This window comes from Thermodesulforhabdus norvegica (genome assembly GCF_900114975.1).
Classification (GTDB): domain Bacteria; phylum Desulfobacterota; class Syntrophobacteria; order Syntrophobacterales; family Thermodesulforhabdaceae; genus Thermodesulforhabdus; species Thermodesulforhabdus norvegica.
In genome coordinates, this window is record NZ_FOUU01000002.1 from 270,201 (window position 1) to 282,316 (window position 12,116).

Genomic DNA, 12,116 nt, shown 5'->3' on the forward strand with positions numbered 1-12,116 from the left:
GGCCTTGCTTCTCAGGATCGAATCCCGTACTTTTCCATTCTCCCCAACAGCGCAGGCCGGGACAAACCGAGAAGCCTTGCCGCCTGCGATCTGTTGCCCCCGGTCATCTGCAATGCTTCTCTTATGATGAGTTCTGCGGTGCGATCCAGCAGATATTCGAAGAGGTGTTCTTTGCGGGGTGATGAGGCCAGCTGTAAGCGTATCCATTTTATCAGGGCCTCATCGTCGGAATGACCCGATTGCAGGAACGATGTTTCTTCCAGTGTCTTCTGTACTTCTTCTTTCGTTATGGGAACGCCCCGGTTGAATATGAGGAGCTTTCGCACCGTGTTTTCAAGCTCTCTGACGTTGCCCGGCCATTCCAGAGTGGTCATAAATTGCAGGGCTTCCTCTGTAATGCCCGGATTGGGTATGCCCATCTCGCGGGAGCTGCGGGCAAGAAAGTAGTTGACCAGAAGAGGTATGTCTTCTCTGCGGTCTCTCAAAGGTGGAAGCATTATGGTAACGACTTTGAGCCTGTAATAGAGATCGTCTCGAAAGGTTCCTTCGGACACTGCGGCTTCGAGATCTCTGTTCGTTGCCGCTATTATTCTTACATCTACAGGTATAGGTTTGCCTCCCCCTAGACGCTCGATTTTTTTCTCCTGCAGAAGCCTCAATATTTTCGCCTGTATGGATAGAGGCATGTCGCCTATTTCGTCGAGGAATATGGTGCCGCCGCTGGCCTGTTCGACCTTGCCGAGCTTTCTGCTCACGGCTCCTGTAAAGGCTCCCTTCTCATAACCGAAGAGTTCACTTTCTAGAAGTGTCTCCGGAATGGCCACACAGTTTATAACCATAAAGGGCTTTTCCGATCTGGTGCTGTGCTGATATATGGCTCTTGCGACCAGTTCCTTTCCCGTTCCCGATTCTCCTCTGATGAGAACGGTAGCATCTGTGGGTGCGACCCTCCCGATGGCTTTATAGACTTCCTGCATCACAGGGCTACGACCGACTATAGCATTCCTGAAAGCTTCGTCATCCTCACCCTCTTCAGGGTTAAAGGTGATCCGGCTCCTTGTGAAATTACCGGCCCTCAGGGCCTCGTCCACTATCTTGAGAAAGGATTTGACCTCAAAGGGCTTCAGAACATAGTCGAAGGCCCCCTGTTTGGTTGCTTCTATGGCGGTTTCGGTGGTGCCGTAGGCCGTCATAATGATCACGGGTAACTTTGGATCAATCCGCTTTATTGCCTGAAAGGTTTCCATCCCGTCCATTCCGGGAAGCCGCAGGTCCAGTATTACCAGGTCGGCCCGGTGGCTTTTTAAGTGTTCAATCCCGGCTTCCCCCGTTCCCAGGCCCTTCACATCGTGGCCGTCGTCGGCAAGAAGCCGAGCAAGACTCCTTCTGAGCTGTGGATCGTCATCGATAATCACAATCGCGGCCATGCAACCCTCTCTCCAAGGGGTATTCCGATAACAAAGGTAGCTCCATGACCCGGGCTGGAATGAACGTGAATCCAGCCTCCGTGGTCTTCAACCACCCGTTTGGCTATGCTTAATCCCAGGCCCGATCCTTCGTCTTTGGTGCTGAAGAAGGGTTCGAAGATCCTGTGCTGGATTTCCTGAGGAATCCCCGGGCCGGTATCTCTAATTTTCACAAGGATTACCTGACCGTAAGGCTCCATCGTTCCCACTTCTTCGAAAATGTCGAGGTTGCCTCCGTCCACCATGGCTTCGCAGGCGTTGAGTATGATGTTAACCAGAGCCTCTTTCAGACGGTCCGGATCCAGCTGGGTTTCCGGAAGAGGGGCTGTGCGATGAACGGTGACGCTCACCCCGTAAGATTCCAGGCGATGGTGAAGGAGCTGGAGCGTCCCGTCGGTAATGTCCGAAAAGCTTATTTTCTGCATGGTCAGGCGAGGAGGCCTTGCAAACTCCAGAAAGTTTCTCACGATGGTGTCTATGTGGCGAATCTCCTCAGAAATTACTTCAAAATCCTCTTTCTGAGTAGGTGTAAGTTTAAGACTTCTTTCCAGGGCAAAAAGCCTCATCTTTACCGACGTTAGAGGGTTCCGAATGCTGTGGGCTACCCCTGCGGCAAGCCTGCCCACAAGAGCCATCTTTTCAGACTGGGCAAGGTGTTCTCTGCTCTCTTCGAGCTTACTGCTGACTTCCGTCACACTGTCCATGAGAGATGTTAGCTTCTTGTGAAGAGCCTGTATTTCCTCGCTTCCCGTTATGTTGGCTTCTATGTTTGTATCTTCATAAGCAAGACGGCGTAAGGGTCCGAGAAGGTTTCTGAAGAGAACGACGGTGAGCAGAATGGCAATGATGATAGATGCAGGGAGGGCGCCCCAGGCAAGAGTTGTAAGAGTCCGGAATCTGGCATTTTGGAGATTCCTTGCATCGGTTAGCCTATCCTCCAGCCGATCCTGGATCTTCTTGGCGTGAGCCAGTATCTCGTGAAATTCTTTTCTGACCTGCCAGTGAAGGGCCATTCCTTCTTCACGCTTCCCGGTACGATAGAGGTTAAGTACCTGATCTCTCCGGGATGAATACCTGACATACATCGACTCAAGGCGAGACAAATCCTCAAGAACACCCAGGTTGGTTTCATCGACGGAATTGTTCATCCCGACCAAAAGGACCCGGAGGTCTTTTAACTCTTTCTGAAAGGCCTCTTCGTAATTCCTGAGCATCTCCAGCCAGGAAGGGTCTTCACTGAGGAAGTAGTAAGTAAGGTATCCCTTTTGCATAATAAGAGATTCCATGAGATGTTCCAGCGTCAGCAGGGATTCTGTTACGGCAGCCCCCTGTAAATCCAGACGCTTGGCCTGGTGGGTAAACCAGAGCGTAAAGACGGCGCCGCTGCAACTGATTGCAACGGTCAGAATTAAAAGCCCCAATATCCTTGTTCTAAGGTCAAACTTCATAATCCATCCCGGTAACTTTACATTGTGTCCACCGAGCCTTATGTCCAGATAATTATAAGCCGCACTTTTTCCCGTTCCAATTCAAAGATTCCCTGTATGAATTGGGATCCTTATGGACCCGGCGGGAAAAAAGATGAGCTCTGCGGCTACAAACGGATTATACTATAATGGTTTTCAGGCAAACTGGAATTAACGGATTTGCCGTGCACTGAATGGTGGAGCCATACGCTTATCGTAACCTTATGCGGAGTGAAGGGTGGAGGGTGAAAATGGCTGATGGAAGTAAAGCAGTGCTGGAGTGGATCTTCGAATACAGACCTATCGGAATCATCAGAAGTCCCTTTAAAAGGCTAGAAGACATGCCCATACAGCCTTCAGGGGCAAAGGGAGTCAGGGGAACCGTGGAGGTATTTGAACCCTTCGTTGATGGAATGCAGGATCTGCTCGGGTTTTCTCATTTGATACTTCTTTATCATTTTCACAAAGTTCGGCAATGTCGGCTCAAGGTGAAACCCTTCCTTGATACTGAGGAACGGGGTGTGTTTGCAACAAGAGCGCCCGTTCGGCCGAACCCGGTGGGCTTGTCTGTTGTGAAGCTGTTGGACATTTGTGGCCCCGTAATATACATTGAAAACGTGGACATTCTGAACGAAACTCCCCTAATTGATATAAAGCCCTTCGTACCTGCTTTCGACGTTCCCGAGCCTCCCGTAAGGGTGGGGTGGCTCGAAAGAAAAACCGGCATGATATCCGGTATAAGATCGGACGATCGTTTTGTCGACGAATCCGATGCCGGTAATTGATGTGCTTTAAATTAAAGTGGTTGAGTTAAAACATTTACTTGAAGCTCCGGCTAATAATAGGATAGATTTAACGGCAAAAAGATTAGGAAAGAAATCTATCCCAGAGGTTGACGATGAATAACGAGCAGGTGAAGCAGATCATAATGCAGGAACTGCCGCGTATCATTGAGAAGGACCCGGAGGTGCAGGAGCTTATATTGCGCCTTTCCGGCAGGCATTTTGCGGATAAGAAGGAAACCGAGAGCCGTTTTGACCGTCTGCTTGAGGAACTGCGCCGTGATCGTGAAGAGCAAAGTCGTAGGTGGGAGGAACAAAGCAGGAGGTGGGAGGAGAATCAGCGCGTTCTCAGGGAGATGAAAGAGGAGTCGGAGAGGCGCTGGGAGGAGTATAAGCGTGAACTGAGGGAGTTAAAAGAGGAATCGGATAGGCGCTGGGAGGAGAATCAGCGTGCATTCAGGGAGTTAAAGGAGGAGTCGGATAGGAGGTGGGAGGAAAATCAACGCGCACTTAGGGAGTTAAAGGAGGAGTCGGAGAGGCGGTGGGAGGAGTATAAGCGTGAGCTGAGGGAGTTCAAGGAGGAGTCGGAGAGGCGGTGGGAGGAGTATAAGCGTGAACTGAGGGAGTTAAAAGAGGAGTCGGATAGGCGCTGGGAGGAGAATCAGCGTGCACTTAGGGAGTTAAAGGAGGAGTCGGATAGGAGGTGGGAGGAGTATAAGCGTGAGCTGAGGGAGTTAAAGGAGGAGTCGGAGAGGCGTTGGGAGGAGTATAAGCGTGCACTCAGAGAATTAAAGGAGGAGTCGGATAGACGCTGGGAAGAGAACCAGCAGGTAATTCGCCAGATTTTGAAACGGCTTGAGGCATCGGACCGAAGGTTCGAATCGACCATCGGAGCTTTAGGAGCACGGTGGGGGCTTTATACGGAACAATCGTTCCGAAACGCTCTCAAGGGCATCTTGGAAGAGTTTTTTAATGTAGAGGTTATTAGCGTTACCGAGTATGACGATACGGGTGAGGTCTTTGGAAGGCCAGAGCAGGTGGAGCTTGATCTTATCATCAAAGACGGGATCCTGATAATTGGTGAGATTAAATCATCCATGAGCAAAGCGGACATGTACCTCTTTGAAAGAAAGGCCCGCTTTTACGAAAAACGCCACAACCGTAAAGCCCGTAAATTGATCGTTATCTCTCCGATGGTTGACAAAAAAGCTAAAGAAGTGGCCGAACGGCTGGGAATTGAAGTCTACAGCTTTGCGGAGGATGCCGGCGCTGCCATTGCAGGGTCACAGGGTTCCGAGTAACGCACTATCCTATAAGCATATCCAGTAGATAATCACCGATTCTCCAGACGTACTCAAATCCGAAATATGAACCCGCCTTGTAGCACCAGGCTGTGTAAAGGGTAAACAGAACCATTGCAGTTAATTCCGCCCGCCTGCCGAAGTCGTATTGAAAACCGGCAAAGATTCCTCTCCCCAGACTGAACGGAGGGATCGGGATTGTTATGTTGGCAACGGCCACGTAAAGGTTAATCTTCATCGCCAGATTGAAGACCGTTGAGGGCAGCAAAAGCACGTAGAGAGTTGAGATAATCCCGGCAAGGGCCACATTTCCCACCGAACCGGCAATATAGAAAATCACCGTATAAAGAAAGGGCTTTTCGAAGGTTATGTCCGGAAGTGGGTAAGGTCGGGTCCAGGACCACCCGGTGAGTAGGAACATGGGTATGCCCAGCGGATCTATAAACTGAAATGGTTGAGGGAACCCTTCGCGGTTTTTGTCCTGCTTGTGAGGGGGTACAAGTAATAGCACCGAAAAAAACTGGGCAATTCCGTGAATACCACAGGCAACAGCAACCGATACGGCCCATCCAAGCCAGGAATCCAGATCCTTCAGCCCCGAAATCATCCACTCCATGCACAAATCCTTTCAGTTATCGTGCCGGGAACATCACCGGGCAAACCCAAAAGTAAACTTTACAGGATTGATGATTTGACGATATCCGTTAATATCGAGTTCAGGATACTACAGATGTAGCCTGGAAGGCTCAAGGGCAAAATCTTCCACAATCCCTGCACAGATCGTGTTGCCTGATCTTTTCAAGGTTTTTTCTCCATTCTCTATAGGATGGGCGATGCCATATTTCGGATAAGTCTTCGTATTCCAGGTTTCCAAAGCTGACCACATTGGCAGCTTCGTCTCCGGCAGGGTTTTTCAGCGGGATACCAAGATAAACACATGGATGTACGGATCCTTCATGGGATACGAACACACTTCGAGTGGCCTTTTCCAGACAACCCCGTCCTTTGTTGAAAGGAGGAAAATTCACGGCGATTCTCGGGATGCCGCCGGAACCCGATTCCTCCAATAGTTGCATTAGAATTTCTCTGGCTTTTTCCCGCTTGCCTGTATCGCAGTAAAAGAAGGACTCATTCTTCAGAGAAGGATGAGGTACATAATTGAGCGTGCTTATGACAACTTCCTGAACCCCCGTTGCCCCGAAGACCGGACCTATACGCCTGAGTTCATCTAAGGCGGACATGAGAAGCATGTAGGCTATGTGAAGGACGGGGTATCTCCGTCCGAGCCTTTCTTTCTCCCCTGAGATCGCCTCAATGCTTTTCATCACTTTAGAAAAGGAAGTTCCTTTACGGTAGATATCGTTGATTTCTGAACAACCCGCTACAGAAAAGGCCATCACATCAGGGCCTTCTTCAACAAACTTCTTCGCCCGATCGGAAGAAAGCGTCTGACCTGAAGTGGTCGTGCCCACTGTGCACCCTGCCTTTCTGGCCTCACGGACAAAATCAAAAAACATGGGATGGAGCAGCGGCTCTCCCCACCCCTGAAGGTGAACGAAACCGGTGTATTTAAAGGCTCCGGCAACGGAACCAAAGACCCTGGGGGACATTAGACCTCTTTTCCAGTTTTTCCCGAAAACCGTCCTGGGGCAGTATACACAGGAGGCCGTACAAACCGACGAAATTTCGATCTGAATCCAGTCAAGGCGGGGGATTCGCCACCTTTTAAGAAACTCCGGAATCTTCATGCCGCCGCCATTGCCGATATCTTGGCCTTTATCTGTAAGTCGGTAAAACATCTGAGGTCTATCGCTTTGGCCGGGCATTCCGCAGAGCAAATTCCGCATCCCTGACAGATGGCAGGATCTATTTGTGCCGAATAAGTACCGTTAGCCCTTATGGAAGGCGCCCCGTAAGGGCAAACCCTCACGCATGTAAGGCAACGACTGCACCTTTTGGGATCGACAACGGCAATCCTACCGCCCGTGATAAGGTAGCGCCGGTTAAGGAATACCACGGCCTTTGCGGCCGAAGCCTTTGCCTGGTCAGTGCATTCCTCAAGAAACTTGGGCCCCTGGGCGGTCCCGGCAACATAGATTCCCGTTGTGGCCGTATCCACAGGGCGGAGCTTGGGATGGGCCTCAAGAAAAAAACCGTCCTGATCCAGACCAACCTTAAAAAGTGAAGCCATCTCCCTGTTTGACTCAAGGGGTTCAATTCCTGTACTGAGCACCACCAGATCGGCCATTAGCTCTATATTCTCTCCCAGAGACTCATCAAAGACTCTGACCTTCAATCCCTTTTCGCCGGGGACGACCTCGGGTTTTCCATTGTGGAGGTCATACCTGAAAAACCGCACACCTTTCTCCCGGGCTTTTAAATAGACAAGCTCACGCATACCAAAGGTTCGGATGTCCCGGTAGAGTATCGACACATGGACATTGGGGCAGATTTCCTTAAATCTCAGCGCATTGGAAACCGCCGTTGTACAGCAAACTCGACTGCAATAGGGATGCGCCTCATCCCTTGAGCCCACACACTGAATCATCACTATATGCTTAATTTCGTTAAGAACCTCTTGGTCTTCCTCGAACAGCATTCTCTGAAATTCTCCCTGAGTTACAACGCCCGGGTGAGTTCCTCTCAGATACTCAGAGCCTTCGTATTCTCTTGCCCCTGTGGCGATGATGACGGCTCCGTGTTCAACGGTAATCCTTTCGTAAACCTTTCCGGAATCGTCAACTTTCCCCAGAGTCGTAAGAAAACGGCCCGGGTGCCCCTCGGACCTCAGAACCCGGGTTGAAAGACAAAGGGTTATCTTCTCATGGCCCGTTACTTCCTCCTCAAGCCGCTTTAACACATCTCTTATTGAAATACCCGAGGGATGGAAGAATAGTCTGTCAACGGCATATCCGCCGAGATGGGACTTTTCTTCCACCAGCACGACTTCAAAACCGGCCTTAGCGACCGCCAGTGCGGCCGTCATCCCTGACGGCCCGCCCCCTACCACGAGAACCTTCTGCGCTATGGGTATGCGTATTTCCCTTATGGGTTCGAGGTAATGTGTCTTCGCAACGGCCATTCTGACGAGGTCCATGGCCTTTCTGGTTGCGCCCCCCGGATCGTCAGAGTGAACCCATGAACACTGATCCCGTATGTTGGCCATTTCGAGAAGGTAGGGGTTTAACCCCGCCGATGCCAGAGCCTTTTGAAACAGCGGTTCGTGGGTTCTGGGGGAACAGGAAGCAACCACAACACGGTTGATGGCCTTCCGGGCTATGGTTTCGGCAATATGACGGGTTCCGTCACCCGCACAGGCAAAGAGCAGATCTGTTGCGTGGACAACTCCGGGAAGCCTTCCTGCGTATTCCGCAACGGCCTTTACGTCCACAACCCCCGCTATGTTGGTGCCGCAGTGGCATATAAAAACGCCTATTCTGGGGGGGTCTAGAGGTATTGAAGAAAAGAGTGTTCCCCCTTCTTCACTATAATCGACGGCCGGTGCGCCAAGAAGTTCCATGAGGCCGCCGGCGGCCGAAGATGCCTGAACGACCGATTCCGGAATGTCTTTGGGTGCTTCGGAAACTCCGCAAACGGTTACTCCGGGAAATTCCGGAAGGGTGGTGGGGCTTAAAGGATCTGTGTTCACGAAACCATAACCGTCAAGAGGAAGATCCAGGCGGCTGCCTGAATCTTTATGATTGGGTTCGAGCCCAACGGATAGGACCACCAGGTCGAATTTTTCTGTCTTCACGGAAGGATTGGCCGGATTTTCGGTGTCGTCCGCGTAGGTGATTTCCAGGCATCGGTCTTCGGGGGTTTCAATGATCCTCGACACTGCACTTCTTATGAACCGGACCCCCTGCCCACGAGCTCGCTCGTAGTAACTTTCAAATCCCTTGCCCACAGCGCGGATGTCTATAAAAAATATCGCAGTTTCCACTTCGGGATGGTGTTCTTTTGTAATAAGCGCCTGCTTTATTGCGTACATACAGCATACGGCCGAGCAATATTCGCGGCCGATTGCCCTATCCCGGGATCCCACACACTGAATCCAGGCTATACGCCTGGGGGCTTTTCCGTCTCCGGGTCGAACTATCTGCCCGCCCGTCGGACCGGAAGCCGCAAGCAGTCGTTCGTATTCAAGGCTTGTGACCACATTTGCATAGCGACCGTAGCCGTATTCCGGTTTTACGGATGCATCAAAGGTCTTATAACCTGTAGCGACCACAATGCCTCCGACGGAGAGCTTCCTTTCTTCAACGGCCATGTCCGGATCGACGGCTCCGGCAAGACAAACATCTTCGCATCTGTGACATTCACTGCATATTCCACAATTCAGACAGCGACCGGCTTCTGCAAGAACATCAGTCTCGGATGGAGAACCCGTCACCTCATCGAACCCCTTGATCCTCTCGCCGGCAGGGATACGGGGCAGTACCAGCCTCTTCGTTGTTGAAGACCCTGGAATTCTTGCCGATGAGGGTTTTTCTGCAACCGAAAGGTTGCGTTTTCTCCCGGCCCTGAGATCAACTCCTCTGATAAACCGATCGACCGATACGGCCGCTTCCTTCCCGGTTCCCACAGCCTGAACGACCGATGAAGGCCCGAGAACCACATCACCTGCTGCAAACACGCCGGGAACGGAAGTCTCGTAAGTGATAGGATCGACTATGACGGTTCCCCAGCGAGACAAAGCGGGCCGATATTCGGGTGACTCCAGTTCAAAAGGGCTCGTGTCGGTACGTTGCCCTATGGCCACGAAGACGGTGTCGGCCGGTACCGTAAAAAATTCTCCTTCAACCGGTATCGGCCTTCTCCGGCCGCTTTCATCGGGCGGCCCAAGGGACATTTTTATACACCTGACTCCGGAAACTTTACCGTTATGACCTTCTATCCCCACTATTCCCGTAAGGTACCTTATCGAGACGCCTTCTTCCAGTGCATTGGTAACCTCTTCCGGCGTGGCCGGAAGCTCCGCCTCGCTTCGCCGATAGAGTACGGTGACTTCCGAAGCTCCGAGACGCCTGGCAACTCTTGCTACGTCAAAGGCAACGTTTCCGCCACCGATAACGGCAACTCGCTTTCCTGGGTCGAAGTCAATCTTTCCTTCAAGGCGGTGAAAAACACGGAGAAAACCTATTGCCGGGATTACGCCCTTGAGATTTTCCCCCGGAACGTTGAGGTTCAAAGGCTTCTGGGCACCTGTTGCAATGATAACGGCGTCGAACCCTTTTTCTTTTAGTGACCCGATGGTAAAATCCTTCCCCCAAACTTTGCCCGTCTGTAAATCAATGCCGAGTTTCATTATGATTTCAATTTCCTTTTCCACCACCCTGCGGGGCAGTCGGAAACCGGGGATACCGTAGGTCATAAGACCACCGGGTCGATCCATGGCCTCAAAAACCGAAACCCTGTAGCCTTCGACGGCGAGATAATAGGCTGCAGTAAGGCCCGCCGGACCGCTTCCGATTATGGCAACACGTTCTTTTCTGTCAGACTTCCGTTCCGGAATGTAAGGGTTTTCCGAAAAAAGGTCGAGGTCCGCCACGAACCTTTTAAGGGCTTCTATCGCTATGGGTTCGTCCACTTCACCTCTATAGCAGGCCTTTTCGCAGGGATGGTGACACACCCTGCCGCATACGGCCGCAAAGGGGTTGTCTTTTTTTATGAGCCTCAGAGCCTCCTCGTAGCGCCTTTTTCCGATAAGTGCCAAGTATCCCTGCACGCTGATCCCGGCAGGGCATGCGGCTCTGCACGGTGCAATTCCGGCCTTATCTATGGCAAAGGCGGAAGGTACGGCCTGGGGATAATGTCGGTATATGGCTCTGCGGCTGTTTAGCCCCAGGTTGAAATCGGCGGGTAGCTCTACCGGGCACACCTTTGAGCATTCTCCACAGGCGGTACAACGGTCCTCAAGGACAAAGCGGGGATATTTCCTTACCGTAAGGGTGAAATTGCCGGGTTTACCTTCCAGCCGGATAACCTCACACCGCGTGAGGATTTCCACATTGGGATGAGCTCCTACCTCCAGAAGCTTTGGAGAAAGCATACAGGTAGAACAATCGTTGGTAGGGAATGTCTTATCCAGGCGGGCCATATTGCCGCCTATACTTATGTCCCGTTCTATCAGATAGACGTGATAACCCGCTTCGGCCAGATCAAGGGCGGCCTGAATGCCGGCAATCCCACCGCCTATAACGGCCACCCTGACCCTCTCTTCGGCCATAGGAACTACCTCCCGGAGAAAATGCGGCTGATTAAAGGCGATGGATCCACAAAGTGGCCCTTAAAGTCGGCTTCCTCTTTTTCTCCAGAAGCGAGGTTTATCAGCTCTGTTACGTAAAGTACGGGAATAGGATGCGACAATGCCGATTTGCGCGTCAGATTTTCCTGAAACATGTCCAGGTTTGCCTGACACATCTGGCAGGACACCACAATGCAATCCGCCCCCCACGCAACTGCGGCATCGTAGAGGTGCTTCACCAGCGTTTCTACCAGTTCCGGCCTGGGAACGGCGTGGCCTGCACCGCAACAGTCGGTTTTTTGAGGCCACTCCACAGGTTCGGCCTCCAGAACGGATAGAACTCTTTCGAGAGACGATGGGTTTTCCGGTTCGGGGCAATCCGTAATTGAGGGAGGGCGGGCTGTCAGGCAACCGTAATAACAGACGGCCCTGAGTCCTTTGATAGGTCTGGTTACCAGCCTTCTTATTTTTTCAAGAACTTCGGGAAGTGCCAGGAAAGATGCGATGTCGTAAACCCTGATGGAACCCGAATAGCCGTAATGCTTTGCAAGATCTTCGGAACCAAGGATCTTCTTCTCCGCCGATTTTAGATTGTGAAAACAGAGTGCACAGGGTACCAGAAGATCACGCCCCGCTTTTTCGGCAATGACCAGGTTGAAGGCCGAAAGCCTGAAAGCAAGCTCTCTGTCAAGGCTGTGTGCGGCACTTGCTCCACAGCAGGTCCAGTTTTCGAGTTCTTCCAGACTTATACCGAGGTGACGGAAAGCCTTTTCGATGGATTTTCGGTAATCTCTGGCCGTTCCCTCCAGAGAGCAGCCCGGATAAAAGCTCAGGCTTCTGATCAATTCCTGACT

Annotated in this window: 8 protein-coding genes; 2 read left to right on the plus strand and 6 right to left on the minus strand. The window is 51.5% G+C overall.

The annotated features are described in order from the left end of the window. Window positions 1–11 precede the first annotated feature (11 nt). Window positions 12–1,427 carry a sigma-54-dependent transcriptional regulator gene (locus BM091_RS04870; RefSeq protein ID WP_093393911.1) on the minus strand — a complete coding sequence of 472 codons (1,416 nt, stop codon included), beginning with the start codon at window positions 1,425–1,427 and terminating at the stop codon, window positions 12–14. Next, window positions 1,412–2,914 (minus strand): sensor histidine kinase, encoded by a 1,503-nt coding sequence (locus tag BM091_RS04875; protein WP_093393912.1) that lies wholly within the window; start codon window positions 2,912–2,914, stop codon window positions 1,412–1,414. The genes BM091_RS04870 and BM091_RS04875 overlap by 16 nt, the downstream gene beginning before the upstream one ends. Window positions 2,915–3,183: 269 nt before the next feature. Between BM091_RS04875 and tsaA the strand changes: the two genes are divergently transcribed. Beyond that, window positions 3,184–3,717, plus strand: a complete 534-nt coding sequence (gene tsaA, locus BM091_RS04880) for a tRNA (N6-threonylcarbamoyladenosine(37)-N6)-methyltransferase TrmO (RefSeq protein ID WP_093393914.1) — start codon at window positions 3,184–3,186, stop codon at window positions 3,715–3,717. A 113-nt stretch (window positions 3,718–3,830) separates the two neighbouring features. After that, window positions 3,831–5,015 (plus strand): PD-(D/E)XK nuclease family protein, encoded by a 1,185-nt coding sequence (locus BM091_RS04885; protein WP_177193525.1) that lies wholly within the window; start codon window positions 3,831–3,833, stop codon window positions 5,013–5,015. 4 nt (window positions 5,016–5,019) lie between these two features. On the opposite strand, the gene BM091_RS04890 is transcribed toward BM091_RS04885, so the two are convergent. The 4 genes from BM091_RS04890 to BM091_RS04905 all read right to left on the minus strand — a co-directional run bounded on the left by BM091_RS04890 (window position 5,020) and on the right by BM091_RS04905 (window position 12,107). Next, entirely contained in the window at window positions 5,020–5,631 is a 612-nt protein-coding gene (locus BM091_RS04890) for a zinc metalloprotease (RefSeq protein WP_143083098.1), read from the minus strand. 130 nt (window positions 5,632–5,761) lie between these two features. Next, window positions 5,762–6,763 carry a radical SAM protein gene (locus BM091_RS04895; RefSeq protein WP_177193526.1) on the minus strand — a complete coding sequence of 334 codons (1,002 nt, stop codon included), beginning with the start codon at window positions 6,761–6,763 and terminating at the stop codon, window positions 5,762–5,764. After that, window positions 6,760–11,244 (minus strand): FAD-dependent oxidoreductase, encoded by a 4,485-nt coding sequence (locus BM091_RS04900; RefSeq protein WP_093393920.1) that lies wholly within the window; start codon window positions 11,242–11,244, stop codon window positions 6,760–6,762. Before BM091_RS04900 ends, BM091_RS04895 begins: the two co-directional genes overlap by 4 nt. Before the next feature lie 5 nt (window positions 11,245–11,249). Then, window positions 11,250–12,107 carry a CoB--CoM heterodisulfide reductase iron-sulfur subunit B family protein gene (locus BM091_RS04905; protein WP_245735263.1) on the minus strand — a complete coding sequence of 286 codons (858 nt, stop codon included), beginning with the start codon at window positions 12,105–12,107 and terminating at the stop codon, window positions 11,250–11,252. Between the last annotated feature and the right edge of the window lie 9 nt (window positions 12,108–12,116).

Excerpts from the sequence above, each read along its gene's own strand:
- BM091_RS04870 (WP_093393911.1), bottom strand. The coding sequence starts at position 1,427 with ATGGCCGCGATTGTGATTATCGATGACGATCCACAGCTCAGAAGGAGT.
- BM091_RS04875 (WP_093393912.1), bottom strand. The coding sequence starts at position 2,914 with ATGAAGTTTGACCTTAGAACAAGGATATTGGGGCTTTTAATTCTGACC.
- tsaA (WP_093393914.1), top strand. The coding sequence starts at position 3,184 with ATGGCTGATGGAAGTAAAGCAGTGCTGGAGTGGATCTTCGAATACAGA.
- BM091_RS04885 (WP_177193525.1), top strand. The coding sequence starts at position 3,831 with ATGAATAACGAGCAGGTGAAGCAGATCATAATGCAGGAACTGCCGCGT.
- BM091_RS04890 (WP_143083098.1), bottom strand. The coding sequence starts at position 5,631 with ATGGAGTGGATGATTTCGGGGCTGAAGGATCTGGATTCCTGGCTTGGA.
- BM091_RS04895 (WP_177193526.1), bottom strand. The coding sequence starts at position 6,763 with ATGAAGATTCCGGAGTTTCTTAAAAGGTGGCGAATCCCCCGCCTTGAC.
- BM091_RS04900 (WP_093393920.1), bottom strand. The coding sequence starts at position 11,244 with ATGGCCGAAGAGAGGGTCAGGGTGGCCGTTATAGGCGGTGGGATTGCC.